Genomic DNA, 20,700 nt, shown 5'->3' with positions numbered 1-20,700 from the left:
CAGGTTGGAAGACGATGCCATGTTCTATTTGCCAATGCAAAACCGGCCGAACACACGGTCCAGAATATCATCCGTGTAGACCTGACCGGTCACTTCACCGATCGCCTCAACAGCGAGACGCATCTCAGCGGCAACCAGTTCGTGTCCCGCGGCTTGCTCCGTCCACTGTATCGCTTGGGCCAGATGCTCTATCGCGGCGGCCAAAGAATCTTGGCATCGAGCCGCTGTGCCGATCACGCTGCCCGTCTCGCCAGCATCACGCTGCTCCGCGAATTGGACAAGTCGCTCGATCAAGGAATCAACACCGGTACCCGACTCACTGCTCACAGCCAAATCAGCTCGCATCGATTCGCCGTTCCAATCCGTCGGCATCAAGTCACGTTTGGTTGCCACACAAATCAGTTGCGCCGATCGCTTCGCTTCAGCTAAAACTGCATTGGGGCTTTTTAGAGATTCAAAACCATCCCCGCCGGTCGCATCAATGCACCAAACATGCACGTCGGCTCCCCGCGCTGCCTCAGCGGCTTGCAGTTGAGCTTCTTGAGAGATCGGTGCCTCCGGGTCGGACTCCTCTCTGGATTCCGATCCCGCCGTGTCGATCAATTGAAACGAGTGGCCGCCCCAACTCGACTCGACAGTCACCAAATCCCGAGTCGTCCCGGCTTGATCTGTCACGATGGCCGACTCGGTTCGAGACAACACATTCAGCAACCGGCTCTTCCCGGCATTCGGCAACCCTCGCAAGACAACACGAATCGTTGACGATGCACCGCCGCGATCGCTCAGTTGAGAACGGGTCTGCAGAAGCAGCGAGCGAAGTTCGTCGAGCCTTTGAATCAGGGCTTCGTCTGAAATGAACTCGATGTCTTCGTCGACGAAATCCAATCCAGCCTCGACATCGGCCAACAAGTCCAACAGTGTTGAACGTGCCGCTTGCAGTGGCCGCGAAAGGTTACCGGCTAATTGTGAAAGAGCCTGATCGAGCGTGCCGCGGTCTTCCGCTTCGATGACACCGAGCACGGCTTCGGCTTGCGTCAGATCCAATCGCCCGGCGAGAAACGAACGCATCGTAAATTCGCCAGGTCGAGCTGCTCTAGCTCCCGCACGAATTGCCGCGTCCAAGCTGGACTGCAGCAGCGGTGCGGAACCGATCAGATGCAACTCAGCCGACGGTTGGCCCGTGTAACTGCGTTGCGTGGGCCAAACCATCACATCGACCTCGATCGCACCGAGTGGCTCTCCGAGAGAGAGCGTTTTCGAGCTTCGAAAAGGACGTCGACCGCTGGCTTCGTCCGTGTCCAACACCTTCATCCGACACAGCACATCGATACAGTCGTGGCCCGATAACCGAACGATCCCGCGAGGAGCGGGAGTCATCGGCGATGCAATGGCGGCGATGGTGTCGTCCGCTTCTGATGTCACCGTGCTGCCACACCCGCGGCATCGGGTGCCAAACTCCGATCACCCGCATTCACATCGGGGCGAACACGATTGGCAATGTTTGCCGCACTGCCCGACACACTCGGCCCAGCGTCCTCCAACGCGTCCAAGACCATCTGCTGAGAAACCAAATCACGAAGCACGATCGGTTCGGCAGGAGACTTCCCTGGGTAAATCGCCAGCACTGGAATCGATCGGCTCTGCAGTTCCTTCAACTTCGCTTCGATCTCCGCGTCTTGATCCGTCCAATCAGCCAGCATTGGCACCGCATCCAACTCTTCGATCAATTGACGGGTTGGTTCGGTATTGAGCGCGACGTTGTAGTTCACGATGCAGTTCACACACCACTTGGCGGTGAAGTCGATCATGACCGTGCGGCCTTCGGCTTGATATTGTTTCAGCTTGGCTTCGTCATAAGGCTGCCACGCGATTGTCTTCACACCTTCGGCAGGCTCAGGTGCAGGGCCTAACCAGTGGAAAGCAGCGACACCGATGACAACGGCCGACGCGATTCCACCCGACCAAGCATACATGCGTGATTGCAGGCTGCTCCAACTAGGAACTTTGCCGATGATCCAGCAACCAAACCAAACACCGATCAAGGCCACAAACACGGGCAGCTTGTCACCGTCGCTGAATTGGTTGAAGAAAAATGCAACAGTTCCCAGGAACAAGAACGCGAGGAACTCTTTCAGTGTTTCCATCCAAGTGCCGGGCTTGGGCAACCACGCCACCAATGACGGCCAAATGCCGATCATCAAATAAGGCAATGCCATGCCGACTCCCACAATCATGATGACCGCGATGGTTTGCAGACTGGTCAACGCGAATGTCAGCCCCAAAATCCCGCCCAGCAACGGACCACTGCAGGGTGTTGCCAAGACAGTCGCGAACACACCTTTGAAGAACGCACCGGTGTAGCCTTCGCGTTGCTGCAAAGCCTGCGAAGTCTTGCCCGCCGCCATCCCGGGAACCGGAATTTCCCAAACGCCGAGATAGCTCAGTGCCATCGCGAACATCAACAGCGTCAGACCGAGACGCACTGGGAAGTAGGTGAACTGTTGGCCCCAATTGAATGACAACAAAACCGCGAGAGCGGTGAGGACCGCGAAGACAGACAGAATGCCAACTGCGTACACGACGTTGAGAAAGAAAATTCGCTTGCGATCTTCGCCGGCTTGCTGAACAAAGCTCATCACCTTCAAACCGACCACCGGCAACACACACGGCATGAAGTTCAAGATGACTCCGCCGATGAATGCAAACAGCAACGTTGTGCCAAAGGGTGTGCCCGCTTTCTCGGTCGCACCCGATGCTTCTTCGGTCGTCGTCTCACCGGCAACTCCATGAACGTCCGCAGACGCACCGGCGGATGAGCGATTGGTCGCCGAAGCATCCGCCATCACAATTTGCGGTTCGCGATCGGCCTCAGGTTCCGTGCTGGCATTCAACGCGGGTGAGATGTCGGTATCGACCCAATCGAGTGTCGCCGCATCGTCCAAAATCAGCATGCGTTTCTTCGCAGCAACATTCATGGACTTCGGTTGGGAATCCACCGGTGCCGAGTCCACCACATTGACGACGGTTTGAAACTCGATCGCCTTTGGCTGTTGGCAACTGTCATCCGTGCAAGCTTGATACGCGATCCCGCCCACGATTTTATGTTCGCCGGTCGAGGCATCTTTTGGGATCGAGATTGGCAACGTCCATGTCACGTTGCCTTTGTGATAGGTCACGCCGGGCAACAGGTCGTAATCCACCGGCGGAGATTTAGTTTGAGGTGCCCCGACTTTCAGATCTGATTTTTCGCTGACCACAAAGTTGGTCTTTGATTGCTCGTCGTTCACCGACGATGTGTAAACGTGATATCCCGAATCGGGGATTGCGGTGAATCGGAGCGTTCCTGTTTGTCCGGGTTCCAGTTCCGGGGTCAGGTTGATCGCTTCCCAACGCACGACGTAATCTTGGTCGCGAAAGGTTTGCTTCAGGTCAACGGGATGACTCTTCAAACCCGCGGGATCATTCGACGACGTTGACGCCATCGTTTGTTTGGCTGGTTTTGAAATCGTTGACGGAACATCGCCGCTCAGCTTCGCCGTCAATGTCTCGTTCACCGGCATGCAAGCACCGCCGGTCAAACACGCCAGTGCATCCAGGCGAATCTTCAATGCACCAAGCTGCGAGATCGCTTCGTTGCCGCCCGCGACTTTCGCTTGAGCGGTGAAGGTGACTTCGTCTTCAAACTCTTCAACCGTGATTCCACCAAAGTCTTCTGAGACACTTCGAAGCGGTTCACGGTCGCTCTTCCAAGCACCTGAAAGCTTGACGGCATCGGCTTTGACCAGACTCAATTTGGTCGGTTTGGGCCCACCTTTAGGCTGGGTCGTCGAATACAGGTGCCACTTCGGCTGCAGCCTCACCTGGACCTGGATTTCGATCTCACCGTCGCCCACAACCGAATAGAACGCAGTGGCCTCGGCGGGCTCGTCAGTTTGCAACGCCGCGTTTCCGTCGACGGCAAAATCGTCGAGCGAATACTGGGTGAACAGACCGGCTGCGTCGGGCCTATCAGCACGAACGGGCATCGCCACAGCCAAGGTGAACAACACCGCCAGCAGTGCGGCACCAAAGGCGGGCAATTTCCGAGCGAACCCGGGTTGGTAACAGCGATCCATCGAAAGCATCCTCCGACGAGATAATTCAATGAGACGAAAAGACATCGAACCCCATCGTTCGACCGAAATGAGTCCCGTAGCTTAGCAAAAGTGGCAAACTGAATCGATCAAGCCGGAAATTCGGCTCGAGAGACGTTCCGGTGACGAGAAAAACACTCGTCGCCTCAGTCCAATCCAATCCACCCAATTCGCCATACCCACCCACGCGTTCAAGCGTAGAAGAGTCGCTCCCAGAGCAAGCTCTTCTGGTGTTGGGCTCTTTACTAGGAATGAGCGAGCTTGACCACCGTCCGCCAATTCCACCCCGCAATTTGCTGACGAAATCCGGTTGTATCCCTCCACCGCCAATTCCAACCGACTCGCCGAAAGCAGTCCTTCCAGTTGCACGGGGAAACTGCCGGCCCAACGGGCCAAGTCCACCACCGGGCAATCCCAATCCATCGCGTCGTGATCGATGATTCCGTTCACCGTCTCACGAGATTCGTCAAACAAAATGTGCTCTCGGTGGACGTCGCGAAGCACCCAATTCTGGCGCCAACCCTGAGGCGAACTCTCCAGTCGTTCTGCCAGCTCCGCAATCAGCTTTGACTGAACGGAGGTGCCTTGTTCGACCAACAACTCGGTTGCTGCCATCAAACGATGAGCAAGCTCTTGATAGGCCGGCAACTCATCGTTCGCTCGATCGATCGTTCGTTGCCCCACTCCGTCCACACTGACGCAGCGTTCCAACAACGCTCGCCACTGCAAAGCCGTCCCGGGCAATCGTTCTCGCAACAGACTTCCCGATGACAACCACGGGTTCAATTCGTGTAAACGTCTCATCCGTTCACGAAAACAACGTGGTAAGTGATCCGCAGACGCAAACTCGCTTGGCGTTCGATCAATGACGGGCGAGGGCAGGGCGGCCAACCTTGAGTGAACTTTCGCGATCGCTTCCCCGCCCAGCAGCAATGCTCGCGCGGCAGCATCGCTGTCCATCGCTTCGGAATCATCACACGCTTTGCCGTCAACCCAAGCGGTGCATTGCCATTGGCGACCTTGGTCCAAAACGATCCATCGACCATCTGCGGTCGGAAGCGGAGCGGCCAAGAGCGCCGAATCCGAGCCCACGTTTTGATTGGACCAGTTCGGATCAAGCAACCCAGTGTAAGAGACGTCTGGCTGCGTCATCGCGTTGGCCAGTTCGTTTGCCACGCGGTGCCATCGTGCAATCGGCTCACCAGAGGCCGAACACTTCAGCACATAAGACGACGGGTTCGCGGCGGGGCGAATTCGATAGACCCGCCCGCCGCTCAGCCCTGGGTTCCACGAATCGATACCGACCGACGCTGCGTCTGGAAACCAGAGTCGTGCGATTCGTGAAACATCCAAAAGCGATTACTTTTCAGCCAAGAAAGACATGATCGACTGCTCCGGCACCGGCAACTTCAGCAACGGTGCGAACTCAGCGGTTTGTTCGTCGACATCTTTCAAGCATTCAAACAAATCTTCCTTCGACATGCCAGAGAGTCGCTGGCATGCTCGGGCAAACTTTCCTTTCTCGTGCCATTCGTTTTCGCTGCACGAGGGCAGCAACGATGCCAACGCGACGCAAGCCGCACCGCGGGCCGAGTCACCCATTTCAAGCAACTGTTCAATCTCAGTATGTTGAGCGATCAATTCAACAAACTCTTCGGGCAGGTTCCAACGCGTGGCCAGAACCGCGGCAGCGTCCGCGTGATTCCAACCAAACATTTCTTTTTCCAAACCGCTCAGACGCTTGCCCTCGGAAGCTCGTTTCTCAACCAACTCTTCGTATTCGGTTGGCAATTCTTTCAGCAGCAGTGGGATCGCCATGTCCTGCAACAAAGCTCCCGCGAACAAGTCCTCGGCGGCTTCCAGCTTCAGAACCCGGCCGACTTTGCGAGCGAAGATGGCGCGACGCAGCGAGTCTTGCCAAAGAGCTTTCAAATCAAAGGGACCAAACTTCGGATTAGGAATCACGCTGAAGACAGCGTTCCACAATGCAAAGTTCACGATCGCTCGCGAGCCGACCAGTGTGATGGCCTGCGGGATACTCATGATTTCACGACTGAATCCAAAGTACGACGAGTTCACAAAGCGAAGTACTTGCCCCATCAATCCCGGATCAGCCTCGATTGGCTTGGCAAAGTCATTCGGCCCAGCGGATTCCTTTTGCGACAACTGCAACAGGCTGATCGCACTGTGCGGCAAAGCAGGCAGGATGTCGACATGAAAAACATCTTCCAAGTTGGTGCTTTCTGCGACGTTCGTCATCGATTTCAGCTCGTTTGTTATTTTGTGCATTGTTCGCCACGCGATGTGCCTCACGCGGTCTTCATTCTTAAGCGGTGAGCGAGAAAGAAGTGCCAGGAACCGCTTGTGCAAAGCACCCCACCGGCCGTGCTGGCAAAAAGTGTCTGACACTTGTTTCCCGACCATTTCTTCGCTGATAGAACCCTACGCCAAGATTTCGCAGAAGCACGTCGCAGGCTCATCCGAAGACGCGCGGATTCGGGATGATTAGCCCCAGTTGGAAACCTTTGTCGGTCGCACCGTTTGTAGTGACGCGATTTTGATACGTTTCGCCAAGACATCAAACGTCGCTCAGACACATCATTGGTTGAATTCATGCATCAACCATGTGTCACGAATCAACTCCGACACTTCGACGTAAGCCGTTGACTGACAGGACGTTGAACGTCGAACCAACTCAGCGAGGCGGCTCCGGTCCGGGACGTGCAACCGTGTGGCCTCATGGCACTTGTACGAACTCCGTCGCTCGGCAACAGCCGATTCTTCTCGCAACTCGCAGCTCATCACCTGGGAAACAACTCTCAGGTCGAAGCGTCTTTCTATTGGAAGCGACTGCGAAGGACGGGCGTCCTCGCGATTTTGTTGGGTGTAGTGAACGTTCTTAGTGGAGCGTCTGGCTCCATGAAAGCGTCGACCAACTCATCTCGGCCAGATTCGCAGCCCCACGTTGTGCATCGGCACGCTGACCCCAGCGACCAAATTGGCATCCACCCAGATCCCAGCTCAACTCTGCCGGTTGCAAATCACCTGTCAGCCTCCGTGGCGACGACGCTGGAACGCAAGACGTCCAATCCGGATGAGTCAGTCGATCCAGATCGACTAACCGATGAAGCGTTGATCTCCAGCGGCCCTCGGGCAGTACCGCCGGTTGGTTGGCGTCGCACTTCCAATGGATGGGAAAACGTCGCGGAATGGCCCAGTGCGAACAACCAGACAGGGGGGATCCCTGCCCAAGTGTCCCTCTCGGATCAGATCCTTTTGCAGGAGAAACGGGAACCCGCAGTCTTGCGAAGCTCCATGGACAAGCTGAGAAGCACCCATCCGGCGATCATTGCCTCCATCCAAATTGTCAGTGTCCTGATCTTGTTCGCGACCTGGGTGGTGCTTCGTGAAAAGCCGTTTCGGCGTACCGAAGGCCAGACTCCCAATCGGCTCGCTTCCTAGCCATTCGGCGGTCGTTTTCACGAAACATTCCTGATCAGTGCGGCGCATATCTGATCCGTGGCTCGGCCACCGGCTTCCCGGGAGTCTGTCTTGGATGGCAACGACATCTCTCACCCGTGACCAAACGTGTCACACCCCTGACGAATACTAAGGGTGTGAAGAGGAGGCAGCTCACCGCGGTCTTCTCTGTAAACCAACCGTCGACCGGTCGTCACATCAACTGGCCGAACTCACTTCGGTGGAAAAGCTGTCGGGCTTTCATTGTCTCGGGCACCTTCCTCGATAGGATCGACCTTGCGACTTCGCAGGGATCGCCATGTCTGACCACCGTTGGTTTGGACATCGGTTGGGTTTGAATTGGAAACAAGAAAAGTTTGTTCAGGGAATAAAGGAATCAGGACATGGTAAAGAAACCACGCATGGCAACGCCCGCAGCATCCAAGGGCGTCAAGCTGGATCCAGGGATGAAGACCATTCTGGAAAAAGAACCCGGTCTGAAGACGACGCTTCAACAGATCGAAAAATCGTTTGGCGACGGTGCGATCATGCCGCTGGGAGCATCCCAAAAGCTGACCATCGATTGTATCTCCACAGGCAGCCTCAGCCTCGACATGGCTCTGGGTGGAAAGGGCATCCCGCGAGGCCGAATCATCGAAGTCTTCGGACCGGAATCTTCCGGTAAGACGACGTTGGCTCTGCACATCGGTGCCGAAGCTCAAAAGTCTGGCGGGATCGCGGCAATCATCGATGCCGAGCATGCCTTTGACCCCAGTTGGGCCAAGAAGCTGGGCGTTGAACTGGACAGCCTGCTGGTCAGCCAACCCAGCAGCGGTGAAGAGGCGATGCAGATCTGCGAGATGCTAGTCAAATCCAACGCTGTCGACGTCATCATCATCGACTCCGTCGCGGCCTTGGTGCCCAAGGCGGAACTCGAAGGCGAGATTGGCGACAGCCACGTGGGCCTGCAAGCTCGTTTGATGAGCCAGTCGATGCGGAAGCTGACCGGTGCGATCGCCAAAAGCAAATCGGCCGTCGTCTTCATCAACCAGATCCGCGAAAAGGTCGGCGTGATGTTCGGCAGTCCCGAAACCACACCCGGCGGTCGTGCCCTCAAATTCTATTGCTCGTGCCGAATCGATGTTCGTCGGATTGGCAGCCTGAAGGACGGCGAAGAGCAAGTCGGTCAACGCGTCAAAGCCAAGATCGTCAAGAACAAGGTCGCACCTCCGTTCCGCATCGCTGAATTTGACATGATGCACTCCAATGGCATCAGTTTCGAAGGAGATTTGCTGGATCTGGGAACCGAGAACAAGGTCGTCAACCGCAGCGGTTCCTGGTTCAAGTACGGCGACACTTATCTGGGACAAGGCAAAGAGAAGGCTCGCAACTTCTTGATCGAGAACCCCGACGTCTCCGATGAGATCAAGCAAAAGGTCTTGGCAGCCGGCGGCTTTGTCGCGCCGCTTGAAGTGGACGCCGACGAGAGTGAAGAAGCAGTCGAAGACGGAGAAGCCGTCGCCAACAGCTGACCCGCGCATCGGGTTGGTCGTGAAGTCAGCTGACCGCGAATCGAACGGATCGTCCCGGGGAAACCTGGGTCGGTCCGTTTTTTATGCCGCCGCAACTGAAACACTCGTCTCACTTCACAACGGCCCTCGCTTCGCGATTGTTGCCTCCCGCTGCTGCAACGACGCCCCTGCACACCCCGGCAAACGTTCAACGGTTCTCCGCTCAACACCTCACCTGCACGAGGCTGCTCACCCGCGATAACATCGCGGCATGACCGCATCCGATCCTGCTCCAGCCGACTCGTCCGCGACCAATCCAACTTCCCCGGCCCCGACTCCCGAGGTGATCTTTTTGGGAACCGGGACCAGCGTCGGTGTTCCCGCCATAGGATGCGAGTGTGATGTTTGCCAAAGCACCGACCCGCACAACAACCGAACCCGTTGCTCGATCCTGATCCGCTTGCCCGAGGGCAATCTGCTGATCGACACACCGCCCGATTTGCGAACGCAGTTGCTTCGCGAAAAGGTCAAGCTCGTGCACGCGGTGCTGTTCACGCACGAACACGCCGATCACATTTACGGGCTGGATGACTTGCGGTTGTTTCCGTTTCGGCTCGGTCGTCCCGTTCCGCTGTACTGCCGTGCGGACGTCGAAGCTCGAATTCGAACGTCCTACGACTACGCGTTTTCACAGCGTGAACAAACCCACGCGGGATCACGGCCGCAACTCGAAATCCTCTCGATCAACAACGATGATCCGTTTGAGGTTCTCGGCGTTCGCGTCACCCCCGTTCCACTGAAGCACGGACCGCACTTCGAGGTGCTGGGTTTCCGCATGGGCGACTTCGCCTATTGCACGGACACCAATCACATCTCCGAGACGTCCATGGATCGGCTGCGAGGTCTCGACACGCTCGTCTTGGATGCATTGCGATTCACGCCGCACCCAACTCACTTCAACATCGACGAAGCCCTCGAAGTGATCGAAGAGCTGAAACCACGCCAAGCCTTCTTGACTCATCTTGGCCACGACATCGATCACGGCCCGGTGGAAGCCTCGCTGCCCGATCACGTCCACTTGGCCTACGACGGATTGCGTCTGCCAATGCCATCCATCGCGTAGCCGGATTCGTTCGTAATAACCCGCCGCGTTAGCAAGGCCACCCCAGCCGTAGCCGGATTCGCCAGAATTCGGACCTCACCAACTCAACCCTCCGAATTCTTGGCGAATCCGGCTACAACGCCTCCAACCACAACACCCTCATCGATTCGGATAGACTGCGTCGTTCGATGATCGCCGTCTCGTCCCCTCGTAGCAAAAGTCCCCGCCTTGTCCGCCTCCGATCCCGCCCCCGAACCTGATGCATCGGTCACCTCCGACGCACCCACGCCAACTCCCGCCACCGTCAAAGCCTCCCGGTTGGGCCTGGTTTTGTTCGTCATCTACCTGTTGCTCTACGGCGGGTTTGTGCTGCTGAACGCCTTTCGAGCCGAGACGATGGACACCATCGTTTTCGCGGGTTTGAACTTGGCGATCGTCTACGGATTCGCGCTGATTTTGGTCGCAATTGGCATGGCACTGATCTACGGAATGAAGACCCCGGATGAGCCTCAAGCGTCGGAGGCATCGGAATGATTTACGAACCTTCCATGACGGCCGTCGTCGTCTTCTTCGCCTTCGTCGGCTTCACGATCGGCCTGAGTTTTTATCTGGGTGGCAAAGCCAAATCGTCGGCGGGCTACTTCGCCGCCCATGGCCAAATCCCTTGGTTCATCAACGGGATCGCGTTCGCGGGAGACTACCTGTCCGCGGCATCGTTCCTGGGCATTTGCGGGATGATCGCCGCCTACGGCTACGACGGTTTCCTGTATTCGATTGGTTACTTGGCGGGCTGGATCGTGGCCTTGTTCGTGATCGCCGAACCGATGAAACGACTCGGCAAATTCACCTTCGCCGATGCACTCGACGCCAAGTTCGATTCCAGAGGGATCAAGGCCGCAGCGGGGATCAGCACACTGATCGTCAGCGTGTTTTATCTGATCCCGCAAATGGTCGGCGCCGGGGTTCTGATTCAACCCTTGCTGGGTTTCCCACACTGGGTCGGCGTGCTGCTGGTCGGCGCCGTCGTGATCACGATCGTGGTCACCGCCGGCATGGTCTCGACCACTTGGGTCCAGTTCCTCAAAGGATCGTTGCTGGTTGTCTTCAGTGCGATCTTGGTCGTGATGGTGCTGCAACAAGGATTCAAAGTCGATAACGAGTCCTTTCCATCTCGCAGCCTCTCGATCGGCGAGTTTGATCGCCAAGCCATCGCGGAGGCCATGAACCGTGAACTGGTCGAGACATCGAATTGGGCCGACAATGATCAATACCTTCAGTTCACTCGCGAGGACGGCGACGGCTACGACGTGTACCGCGCTGACATCCAAGAAAACGGGACGATGATCGTTGCGGAAGCCCAGTCGATCACGACGATGCCCAACGGCGACTCTTTGATCGGTGGACTCCCCAAAGGCGACCAGCCTGGCGAAGGCCACCTGCGTCCAGTCGGTCGAATCAAGGTGCTGCCGAACGAGTACATCGGGCAAGCCGAAACTGGACCACTCGGTCCGCTCGAGTTCTTCGACGTTCTCAATCGCAGCACAGTGGTGCTGTGGGGCAACGAGACCTTGAAGAACGAAGATGGCTCGACTACCAAAGTCTTCTATCAAAAGCCAACCAGTGGTTCGCAAGTCCTTCGGCCCGGCGAGCATCCACGGTTCGCTGGCATTCGCAGCGATAGCTGGACGGGCAAGTTCAACTTCCTGTCGTTGATGCTGGCGTTGTTCTGCGGCACCGCATCGTTGCCGCACATCTTGATTCGCTACTACACGGTCAAGGACGCCGCTGCGGCTCGCAAGAGCACGATCGTTGGCATCACCAGCATTGGGTTCTTCTACGTCCTGACGCTGTACCTGGGCCTTGGTGCGATGACCAGCGGAACGCTGGACGTCACGAACAGCAACATGGCCGCGCCGTTGCTGGCTCGCGGGATGAGTGGGCTGCTGTTTGCCATCATTTCCGCGATCGCTTTCACGACGGTTCTGGGAACGGTCAGCGGCTTGATTCTGGCCAGCAGTGGAGCCGTCGCCCACGACTTGCTGAGTGGTGTGATGGGGATGGAGTTCAGTGAAAACAGCCAGGTTCGAATCGCGAAGCTCGCCGCCGTGGTGGTGGGAGCCATCGCGATCGTGCTGGGGATCCTGTTCCGCAATCTGAACGTCAGCTACTTGGTGGGTTGGGCCTTCAGCATCGCAGCCAGTGCGAACTTACCCGCGCTGATCATGCTGTTGTTTTGGAAACGCACGACCGCTCAAGGCATCATCGCCAGCGTCATCGTCGGCATGTTCAGTTCGCTGGGATGGATTTTGTTGTCCGCAGACACCTTCGAAAAGGTTTACGGCATCGATCCATTGAGCAGCCCCGTGCCGTTCAGCCAACCCGGTATCGTGACGATCCCGTTGGCGCTGGTCACCTTGGTCGTGGTGTCCCTGATGACGCAAAACGGCAAGGCCACCACAACGTAGCCAAATTCGCCAGAATTCGGATTTCACCACGTCAACACATCTGAATTCTGGCGAATCCAGCGACACCCGTAGGCCAGGTTATCACCTGGCATCCAGCCGATGCTTTGGAACAAAGCGAGGCGTCCAACCACACCCGCAAGACCCAGCGACGTCCGTCCAATCACCCCGCCAGGTACAACCTGGCCTACAACGCCCCCGTCACAACCCGCCGCGTTAGCAAGGCCACCCGCAATCTTATCCTGCCACAGAGAACACCGAGTTCACAGAGAACCGCACAAACTCAAGCCACATCCATCACACCCGCAACACAACCTCCGTGCTCTCTGTGACCTCCGTGGCAAAATCCCCGCACCAACCGTAGCCGGATTCGCCAGAATTCGGATCTCACCACGTCGACACATCTGAATTCTCGCGAATCCAGCCACACCCGTAGGCCAGGTTTCACCTGGCACCCCAACCGATGCTTTGGAACAAAGCGAGGCGTCCAACCACACCCGCAAGACCCAACGCGGTCCGTCCAATCACCCCGCCAGGTACGACCTGGCCTACGACGCCCCCGTCACAACCCGCCGCGTTAGCAAGGCCGCCCCACCGCACGAATTCTTGGCGAATTCGGTTACGAAATCCCAACCCGACGCGTCAGCGAGGGACCACACTGAATCCAGGCCAATCCCCTACGACGCCGCGCGGTTGATCAACCCCAAGACTTCGGCGCGTGACTTCGGATCCGTCTTGAAAGCACCTCGCATGGCACTGGTCAGGCACAAGCTGCCGGGTTTGCGAATGCCTCGCATCGTCATGCAACTGTGAGTCGACTCAACCACCACGGCAACACCTCGCGCCGACAATCGATCCTCGATCAAGTTGGCAACCGTGTGGGTCAATCGCTCTTGAACCTGAGGACGACGAGCGACTTCCTCGACCACGCGAGCCAACTTGCTCAGGCCCACGACTTTGCCGCTCGGCAAATAAGCGATGTGGGCCTTGCCCGTGAACGGTAGCAAGTGATGTTCGCACATGCTGCAAAAACTGATGTCTCGCACCAACACAATTTCGTCGTAGTCCTCCGCAAACACTTTCGCGAGGTGACGGCCGGGATCGGATTTCAAACCCGCGAACATTTCGGCGTACATCCGCGCGACACGTTCTGGTGTTTCCAACAACCCATCGCGATCGGGATCCTCACCGACGGCTTCCAAAATCTCACGCACGGCCGATTCGATTCGAGCGAAGTCGACTTCGTTGTGAGGCGCGTTCTTGTCGACAAAAAAGGGCGTTCGTTCGGCTGGTTGTTCTTTGTCGACCACGGGCTTGTTTAAATCCTGGTTTGATGGAGCAATCGTGTTGTCTGATTCGCGAAACAACTCACGACTATAAACGAGTGGCTAGCGTTGCGAAGACGCCTCCCGCTAAATCGGCTCGAAACCCTGCTGATAGAAGCCCATGATGTTCCCGAAGATGCGAAAAATCATGAAGATCAAGAACATCGAGACCCCCATCCAAATCACAGCAGACGCCACTCCCGCGATGGTTTGCATGGCCCCTTTGGCTCGTTCGTCGTAGTCCCGAGCCAATCGGTCGATGGACTCAGCGTCCGTTCCCGATAACTCCGCGATTTCGATTTGGGTGATGAATTCTTCGGGGAACAAATGAGTTTCATTTAGCGCCTCGCTCAAAGTTGCCCCGCCGCGGATTGCCTCTTCGGCTGGTTTCGCTCCGCTTCGATAATACGAACTGTCAGTCGCATCCAACGACAATCTCGTCGAATCAATCGGATTGATCCCCGCATCCAACGAGAGCGACAACGTCCAAGCAAACCGGGCCAACGTGATCGTTTGAATCGCACTACCAATCTTTGGAATTTGATACACCAGCGGCACTACATTTTGGATCCCGCCAACATTCTTGCGAACCGCAAAGTAGATCCCTCCAAACACCGCAACCACGACAGCGATGTAAGACCAGAATATCAGAACTCCTTTGGGCCCACGCAACCCAAACCCAAGCATGTCCGTCATCTGACCGCCGGTCGGAGCGGTCAGCACACCCATGATCCAAATCATCAGCGATACCACGCCGATACCAATCAACAACTGAAGTCCGGGCCAAGCGATTGCGCGGAGGAAGTTTTGACGCAGCGTGTATTGCTGGGCGTAGTGCTCGGACAGCGCCAACATGGTCCGCTCGAGTTTACCAGTCGTTTCACCGACCCGCGTCATCACCACCATCAAGGGCGGAAAGAAAGGCTTCTGATGCCGCATCATCTCACTGATCGCGTGACCGTCTTTGGCCCCCTCCCGGATCTTGGTCATCGCAACGCGTTGTTGTGCCGATCCGTGCTTGGCCTCGCTCTCCAATAGCTTCAACAAGTCCGCTCCGGCACCCAATCCAACTCCAAACCTTCGACAAAAATCGCGGCAGGAACGTACGCCCATCTGTCGTGAAATCACCGCGTCACCTCAGCAATCCGTTGCACGCTGCCCGAACTGTAAGCCGAGCGGCGCAAGCCGCCCGGTGCGTGACCAGAGGGCTCGCGCCCTGCCCCTTCGATGCGAGATGTCGAATTGCGATCAGCCGGTACCCACGTGGGAAGCTCACCAAAATGCTGTGCGTACTCACGACTGGCATAGGCCAACATGTAATTTGGATTGGAGGATTCCGCCGCCATAACATGACCCGATGAAGTTTGCGAAGGCGGACTTTGTTTTGACAAACGGACCAATCGATGAAGTGCTAATTCATAAGTACCTTGGGCTCGCAAACGATCGCCGGTCTTCAACAACCGCCTCGCGTTTTGTACCAACGCCTTCACGTCCGCGATTGTCTCTTGCTCCGCAGTTCGCTTTGCCAATTGCCGCGGATCGGCGTTCCCCAATAGTTGCCGATCGATCTGATCGTGGGCAATGATTGTCACCGAGACCGACGCATTGCCAGACCGGGTGGCTCCGCCTTGTGTTCCGCCTTGTGTTCCGCCTTGTGTTCCGCCTTGTGTTCCGCCTTGTGTTCCGCCTTGTGTTCCGCCTTGTGTTCCGCCTGGCGAAAACCGGCCGCGTGAAGAACGACCGCTTTGGTATGACGAAACGCCACCCATCGATCCCGTCCCACGATCGGGAATCAACATGCTGCTGGTGGAAGAGAATCGACGAACGCTGGGAAGCTGAACGACTTGTGCTGACAACGTTTCCGCCCCCACGATGAACAGCAACGATGCCGTGACGACTCGGGCTAGGGCGAGACTCTTAGCGGAGCGGCGCGAGCCGCCCGGTGTGCGACCGGAGGGCTCGCGCCCTGCCGCTAATTTCGCGAACACCCAATTCATTTCCATTGGGCTCTCGCCTCTCCTACCGGGAAATCGTGCCGTTTGTAAATGCTGTGCCAGCAGCGTCTTGAGAACCCCGCCCGTGCAGCGGGAGGGGTCGGAAAGCGAGCGTTCAGCGAGATTTCCGGGGGAGGGCAATCCGCGCCGCTTCCCATGCTCGGCCCCCTCCCTCGCGTACGCCTGAACGGCCTCGCTCGACCTCCCCCAAAACGTCGTTTCGGGAGAGGTGCTCAAATGCTGAAACTCGCTAAAACGCGGCCTCGATAAACTGCACGACCTCGTTTCGGGAGAGGTGCACGATGCAACCCCCAACTGAAAAGCGGCATCGACCAACTGCGACGCCTCTCCAATAAGAGAACGAAGTTGTGAGACGGTCGTCGACGAGGAGCTGGGTTCAAACATGCCCCCAATGTAACGCATCGCCGCAGAAACACAGCGACAGGAGCTTCTCGGCGTGCAACGAAACAGGCCGCGATTCTACTTCCCTGAACCTTTGATCTTGTCGCCAAAGTTCCGGTTGAACTTGCGGACCTTGGCGGCAACCACGGCTTGGCAGTAGCCCGCGTTTGGATTCCTTCGGTAGTAATCCTGGTGATACTCTTCAGCGACATAGAACTTGGTCGCTGGCTCGATCAAAGTCACGATCGGATCGCGGTATTCTTCGCCCAACTTTTCCATGGTCTTCTTGGCGATCTCACGCTGTTCGTCATTGTGAACAAAGATACTGCTTCGGTACTGCGGTCCGCCGTCAGCTCCCTGACGGTTCAGCGTTGTTGGATCGTGCGTCTTAAAGAACACCTTGAGCAGCTCTTCAAAGTTTGTCTTGCTCGGGTCGTAGTAGATCTGAACCGCTTCGGCGTGCCCCGTCATCTTGCCGCAAACTTGCTTGTAATTGGGATTCTTGATTTTCCCCCCGATATAGCCGGATACGACATCATTGACACCTTCCATCCGCTCAAAGACGGCTTCGGTGCACCAGAAGCAACCGCCCGCCAATGTCGCCACTTCTTCACCAGGACGAGTTTTGACTTCGACAATTTCGGAATCAAAAGGCAAGCCATTGAAATTTGGATTCGCATTCGGATCATCCGAATTTGCGCTGACGGGCGGAGCGGCCTGAACGCAGGAAGTTAAAACAGTCAACAAACCGACCGCCGCGAGGGGTGCCAACAAACGTGACGACGAGGCGAAAAGGGAGGGCACTGGCATCAGAAACTCCTGCGTGGGATCGGAAATTCAGCGGTCAGGGGCGGGAAATGGCAGTCAAAACTGCGCACTGAACCAATTCTTACGCACTGGAAACCTTGGTGGGTCGGCGGCCACCGCGGCGGTTTTCAGTTTTTTGCCAATCGTGAACCTCACCAACGCGGCCGGTCGTGGCATTCGCAATCTTCACCTGCCACAGAGAGCACCGAGTTCACAGAGAACTGCACGAACTCAAGCCACTTCCATCACACCCGAAACACAACCTCTGTGCTCTCAGTGACCTCCGTGGCAAAATCCCCGCCTCAACGTAGCCGGATTCGCCAAGAATTCGGATCTCACCACCTCAACCATCTGAATTCTGGCGAATCCAGCGACAACCGTAGGCCAGGTTATTACCTGGCACCCAGCCGATGCTTTGAAACAAAGCGAGGCGTCCAACCACACCCGCAAGACCCAACGCGGTCCGTCCAATCACCCCGCCAGGTACAACCTGGCCTACGACGCCCCCGTCACAACCCGCCGCGTTAGCAAGGCCACCCGCAATCTTATCCTGCCACAGAGAGCACCGAGTTCACAGAGAACAGCACGAACTTAAGCCACATCCACCGCCCCCATAACACAACCTCCGTGCTCTCAGTGACCTCCGTGGCAAAATCCCCCCTCAACGTAGCCGGATTCGCCAAGAATTCGGATCTCACCACCTCAACCATCTGAATTCTGGCGAATCCAGCTACACCCGTAGGCCAGGTTATTACCTGGCACCCAGCCGATGCTTTGAAACAAAGCGAGGCGTCCAACCACACCCGCAAGACCCAACGCGGTCCGTCCAATCACCCCGCCAGGTACAACCTGGCCTACGACGCCCCCGTCACAACCCGCCGCGTCAGCAAGGCCACCCGCAATCTTCTCCCACCACAGAGAACACCGAGTTCACAGAGAACTGCACCAACTCAAGCGACATCCATCACACCCGAAACACAACCTCTGTGCTCTCAGTGGCCTCCGTGGCAAATCCCCGCCTCAACGTAGCCGGATTCGTCAGAATTCGGATCTCTCCACGTCAACCATCTGAATTCTGGCGAATCCAGCTACAACGCTTCTGTGACGCTGCGATAGGATGACTTTGCCAACCCTCCGCTCGCCGATTTGCAAACGAATCCCACGTATGCCTCACGCTTTCTTCGACCTGCACCACACCGTCGCCGACGACGAAATCGATGCCCAGCAACACGTCCACAACCTCCGCTATTTGCAGTGGACGTTGTGGGCCGCCCGCGACCACAGTGCCGCCGAGGGCTGGGACGCGGCCGCCGCACTGAAAGACGGTTTGGGCTGGGTCGTTCGAGGACACGACATCACGTACCGAGCCGCAGCGCTCGCGGGCGATGAGCTGATCATTCGGACGTGGATCCCAAGCTGGAACCGATATTCCTGCCAACGCCATTACTGGGTGACTCGTCCGGCCGATCAAACCGTCTTGGCCAAAGTCCAAACACGTTGGGTCTTCGTCGATTTGAATCGGCACCGAGCGATCGAGATCCCTCCGGCCGCAGTTTCCGCGATCCAGGTCTGCGAAACGCCACCGCCAGCCCCATGGGCCGACTCCGATGACACCTGATCAACGACTGAAATGGTTTTTGCGGGTCATCGGCGCGTCCGCTCTGCTGGCCTTCGCCGCCGCGATCATGCCCGAAAAATGGATGATCGAGATCGCTCAGGAATTCGGCATCGATCCGTTTCCGGAATCGCCGTTGACGTTCTACCTGGCTCGCAATTTGTCGCTGCTGTACGGGTTTGTGGGGGCGTTGCTGTGCATTCTTTCCACCGACTTGCCACGTTATCGCGACCTGATCCGCTGGTCGGCTCTCGGAACGATCGCGTTTGGCGTGCTGCATTGGGTCGTCGATGCGATGTCAGGATCACCAGGATGGTGGACGATCGGGGAGGGCGGCTCGACATTGGCCGGTGGACTACTTTTGCGGTGGCTGGAACGAACCGCCAGAGCGGACTCGTCCGTGACGGGTTCCGACGAAACGCTGCGTTGACTATTTTTCTGCTCCGCCGAGTCTGTTTGGCGAACTTTCCGATTTTCAAAACCTTTCGAACCCTTGTGTTTCTGTCATGCAACGCACCCTCGTCTTGCTCAAACCTGATTGTGTCCAACGCCGCCTGATCGGTGACGTGCTGTCCCGATTCGAAGCCAAGGGATTGCACATCGTTGCCATGAAGTTGCTGCAAGTGACGCCTGAGTTGTCCAAGCAACACTACGCCGAACACGTCGAAAAACCGTTTTACCCCTCGCTGGAAGAGTTCATCACCTCGGCTCCTGTCGTGGCGATCGCTCTGGAAGGCCTGGAAGTCATTCGCGTCGTCCGCGACATGCTCGGCGCCACCAACGGTTTGCAAGCCGCGCCTGGCACCCTGCGAGGTGACTACAGCAGCAGCCGTCAAATGAACTTGGTTCACGCCAGCGACAGTGAAGAATCAGCCCAGCGAGAACTGGACCTGTACTTTAACGCCGACGAATTCTGCGACTACTCGCTCGTCCTGACGCCTTTCATGCGTGCCGACGACGAATAGTTATAATTTGGGTTCCCTCCTTCCCACCTGAGGCAACCCATGTCGCTGCTTGAGATCATCGCTGCTTCCCGACCGGCCGTTCAACGAATCGTTGGCGGCCTGGTGGTCTTCTTCGGATTGCTACTCATCACGCCTGCGGACTCGTCAGCACAAGGATTTGGCAACAGGCCCGCTCTCGATGCAGCCAGCGAGATCACCTCATTCAAAGGAAAATTGGTCGCTTCTCGCGGCATGATTCTGACAATCGAACGGGAAGACGGCACCGAAGTGATGGTGCAAACTCCCGATTCGGTCTCGCAGCTGACCTTCACCGCGAAAGCCTTGCCAGCCTATTTGCGTCCCGGCATGCTAGTTCGCTTCAAAGCCAACCTCGGACCGAACGGTGCTCCGATGGAGCCGGTTAGCAAGCTTGAGCTTTTCGCGCCGGTCAATGCGAAGCTACTCAAAGGCCGTGAGCGAGAAAACTATCAGCCTGGCGTTCATCCAAGCAAACCACCGCAACGTGGCAACGCGGGACCTCCAACCGGCCCCGTGACCGTGGTTGGCAACCTGATGGCACTCACCCCGCAAGGCGTCGCCCTTCGCGCCGGCAATGTTCCCGTCCAAACAATGACTTCGCCGGACTTGGAACTGCAAATTCGAGTTAACAACTTGTCGCTGGCCCAACCTGGTGACGCTGTGCAAGTGCGAGGCTTCTATCAGCCGCCGGACGAAACCAAAGTCAAAGCGGAATCGATTCAGATCACCACCGACCGCGTCTATGGCGAAACACCTCCACCGAACGAACGTCGTTCACGACGCAGCAAACGAGGCGATCGCGACAAAGACGAAGCCATCGAATCTGAAGATGCCGACAATGCCAATTCAGACGAAGGCAAATCCCTCGGGGCTCCAGAGGCCGAATCCGAGTGATTGCCCGTAGCCG

Annotated in this window: 22 protein-coding genes and 5 pseudogenes; 19 read left to right on the top strand and 8 right to left on the bottom strand. The window is 57.0% G+C overall.

Annotated elements, in window-relative coordinates; all coding sequences use genetic code 11:
* Positions 1-24 precede the first annotated feature (24 nt).
* The 4 genes from RB_RS24635 to RB_RS24620 form a co-directional block, all read right to left on the bottom strand.
* Positions 25-1,422 carry a tRNA uridine-5-carboxymethylaminomethyl(34) synthesis GTPase MnmE gene (locus RB_RS24635; RefSeq protein WP_011123471.1) on the bottom strand — a complete coding sequence of 466 codons (1,398 nt, stop codon included), beginning with the start codon at positions 1,420-1,422 and terminating at the stop codon, positions 25-27.
* A complete protein-coding gene (locus tag RB_RS24630) occupies positions 1,419-4,124 on the bottom strand; it encodes a protein-disulfide reductase DsbD family protein (RefSeq protein ID WP_164923029.1) in 2,706 nt (901 codons plus the stop codon). Before RB_RS24630 ends, RB_RS24635 begins: the two co-directional genes overlap by 4 nt.
* A gap of 72 nt (positions 4,125-4,196) precedes the next feature.
* The gene (locus tag RB_RS24625) at positions 4,197-5,309 is read right to left on the bottom strand and encodes a phosphotransferase (protein ID WP_231845953.1); all 1,113 of its coding nucleotides are present in this window, start codon (positions 5,307-5,309) and stop codon (positions 4,197-4,199) included.
* 183 nt (positions 5,310-5,492) lie between these two features.
* Positions 5,493-6,422, bottom strand: a complete 930-nt coding sequence (locus tag RB_RS24620) for an HDOD domain-containing protein (protein ID WP_007326889.1) — start codon at positions 6,420-6,422, stop codon at positions 5,493-5,495.
* Positions 6,423-6,872: 450 nt separating this feature from the next.
* On the opposite strand from RB_RS24620, the gene RB_RS24615 reads away from it, so the two are divergent.
* The 10 genes and pseudogenes from RB_RS24615 to RB_RS28665 all read left to right on the top strand — a co-directional run bounded on the left by RB_RS24615 (position 6,873) and on the right by RB_RS28665 (position 13,364).
* Positions 6,873-7,595: a hypothetical protein gene (locus RB_RS24615; RefSeq protein WP_164922466.1), complete on the top strand. Its 723-nt coding sequence runs from the start codon at positions 6,873-6,875 to the stop codon at positions 7,593-7,595.
* 401 nt (positions 7,596-7,996) lie between these two features.
* A complete protein-coding gene (gene recA, locus RB_RS24610; RefSeq protein ID WP_011123464.1) occupies positions 7,997-9,124 on the top strand; it encodes a recombinase RecA in 1,128 nt (375 codons plus the stop codon).
* 250 nt (positions 9,125-9,374) lie between these two features.
* Positions 9,375-10,226: an MBL fold metallo-hydrolase gene (locus RB_RS24605; protein ID WP_011123462.1), complete on the top strand. Its 852-nt coding sequence runs from the start codon at positions 9,375-9,377 to the stop codon at positions 10,224-10,226.
* Positions 10,227-10,433: 207 nt separating this feature from the next.
* Entirely contained in the window at positions 10,434-10,739 is a 306-nt protein-coding gene (locus tag RB_RS24600; protein ID WP_007331648.1) for a DUF485 domain-containing protein, read from the top strand.
* Positions 10,736-12,670: a sodium/solute symporter gene (locus tag RB_RS24595; RefSeq protein ID WP_011123461.1), complete on the top strand. Its 1,935-nt coding sequence runs from the start codon at positions 10,736-10,738 to the stop codon at positions 12,668-12,670. The genes RB_RS24600 and RB_RS24595 overlap by 4 nt, the downstream gene beginning before the upstream one ends.
* A gap of 4 nt (positions 12,671-12,674) precedes the next feature.
* Positions 12,675-12,800: pseudogene (locus RB_RS28410) on the top strand (DUF1589 domain-containing protein); the annotation flags it as partial.
* Positions 12,775-12,831 (top strand): annotated as a pseudogene (locus RB_RS28680) (hypothetical protein); the annotation flags it as partial. The pseudogenes RB_RS28410 and RB_RS28680, both read left to right, overlap by 26 nt.
* Positions 12,830-13,075, top strand: coding sequence for a hypothetical protein (locus RB_RS28675; protein WP_390175319.1), 246 nt, complete (start codon positions 12,830-12,832; stop codon positions 13,073-13,075). The pseudogene RB_RS28680 and the gene RB_RS28675, both read left to right, overlap by 2 nt.
* On the top strand, positions 13,036-13,248 hold the full coding sequence (locus RB_RS28670; protein WP_390175317.1) for a DUF1589 domain-containing protein: 213 nt from the start codon (positions 13,036-13,038) through the stop codon (positions 13,246-13,248). The genes RB_RS28675 and RB_RS28670 overlap by 40 nt, the downstream gene beginning before the upstream one ends.
* Positions 13,191-13,364 carry a hypothetical protein gene (locus tag RB_RS28665; protein WP_390175315.1) on the top strand — a complete coding sequence of 58 codons (174 nt, stop codon included), beginning with the start codon at positions 13,191-13,193 and terminating at the stop codon, positions 13,362-13,364. The genes RB_RS28670 and RB_RS28665 overlap by 58 nt, the downstream gene beginning before the upstream one ends.
* On the opposite strand, the gene folE is transcribed toward RB_RS28665, so the two are convergent.
* The 4 genes from folE to msrA form a co-directional block, all read right to left on the bottom strand.
* The gene (gene folE / locus RB_RS24580) at positions 13,345-14,034 is read right to left on the bottom strand and encodes a GTP cyclohydrolase I FolE (RefSeq protein ID WP_007336701.1); all 690 of its coding nucleotides are present in this window, start codon (positions 14,032-14,034) and stop codon (positions 13,345-13,347) included. The two genes, RB_RS28665 and folE, sit on opposite strands and share 20 nt — an antisense overlap.
* A gap of 45 nt (positions 14,035-14,079) precedes the next feature.
* Positions 14,080-15,105 carry a type II secretion system F family protein gene (locus RB_RS24575; protein ID WP_173401898.1) on the bottom strand — a complete coding sequence of 342 codons (1,026 nt, stop codon included), beginning with the start codon at positions 15,103-15,105 and terminating at the stop codon, positions 14,080-14,082.
* An 11-nt stretch (positions 15,106-15,116) separates the two neighbouring features.
* On the bottom strand, positions 15,117-15,989 hold the full coding sequence (locus RB_RS24570; RefSeq protein WP_231846519.1) for a hypothetical protein: 873 nt from the start codon (positions 15,987-15,989) through the stop codon (positions 15,117-15,119).
* 477 nt (positions 15,990-16,466) lie between these two features.
* The gene (gene msrA, locus RB_RS24560; protein WP_011123456.1) at positions 16,467-17,198 is read right to left on the bottom strand and encodes a peptide-methionine (S)-S-oxide reductase MsrA; all 732 of its coding nucleotides are present in this window, start codon (positions 17,196-17,198) and stop codon (positions 16,467-16,469) included.
* Between the two features lie 264 nt (positions 17,199-17,462).
* Here msrA and RB_RS28250 point away from each other — a divergent pair.
* The 9 genes and pseudogenes from RB_RS28250 to RB_RS24530 all read left to right on the top strand — a co-directional run.
* A pseudogene (locus RB_RS28250) lies at positions 17,463-17,636 on the top strand (DUF1589 domain-containing protein); the annotation flags it as partial.
* Positions 17,611-17,667, top strand: a pseudogene (locus tag RB_RS28660) (hypothetical protein); the annotation flags it as partial. The pseudogenes RB_RS28250 and RB_RS28660, both read left to right, overlap by 26 nt.
* A complete protein-coding gene (locus tag RB_RS28655; protein ID WP_390175313.1) occupies positions 17,666-17,812 on the top strand; it encodes a hypothetical protein in 147 nt (48 codons plus the stop codon). The pseudogene RB_RS28660 and the gene RB_RS28655, both read left to right, overlap by 2 nt.
* 157 nt (positions 17,813-17,969) lie before the next feature.
* Positions 17,970-18,026: pseudogene (locus RB_RS28650) on the top strand (hypothetical protein); the annotation flags it as partial.
* Complete coding sequence (locus tag RB_RS24550) at positions 18,025-18,267, top strand: hypothetical protein (RefSeq protein ID WP_390175311.1); 243 nt, start codon at positions 18,025-18,027, stop codon at positions 18,265-18,267. The pseudogene RB_RS28650 and the gene RB_RS24550, both read left to right, overlap by 2 nt.
* Before the next feature lie 93 nt (positions 18,268-18,360).
* Positions 18,361-18,813: an acyl-CoA thioesterase gene (locus RB_RS24545; RefSeq protein ID WP_164922464.1), complete on the top strand. Its 453-nt coding sequence runs from the start codon at positions 18,361-18,363 to the stop codon at positions 18,811-18,813.
* Positions 18,803-19,240 carry a hypothetical protein gene (locus RB_RS24540; RefSeq protein WP_011123450.1) on the top strand — a complete coding sequence of 146 codons (438 nt, stop codon included), beginning with the start codon at positions 18,803-18,805 and terminating at the stop codon, positions 19,238-19,240. Before RB_RS24545 ends, RB_RS24540 begins: the two co-directional genes overlap by 11 nt.
* A 76-nt stretch (positions 19,241-19,316) precedes the next feature.
* Entirely contained in the window at positions 19,317-19,775 is a 459-nt protein-coding gene (gene ndk, locus RB_RS24535) for a nucleoside-diphosphate kinase (RefSeq protein WP_011123449.1), read from the top strand.
* Between the two features lie 39 nt (positions 19,776-19,814).
* Entirely contained in the window at positions 19,815-20,687 is an 873-nt protein-coding gene (locus tag RB_RS24530; RefSeq protein ID WP_011123448.1) for a hypothetical protein, read from the top strand.
* Positions 20,688-20,700: the final 13 nt, after the last annotated feature.

It is taken from the genome of Rhodopirellula baltica SH 1 (assembly GCF_000196115.1).
GTDB lineage: Bacteria > Planctomycetota > Planctomycetia > Pirellulales > Pirellulaceae > Rhodopirellula > Rhodopirellula baltica.
This window is presented reverse-complemented; position numbering and strand designations above follow the sequence as displayed.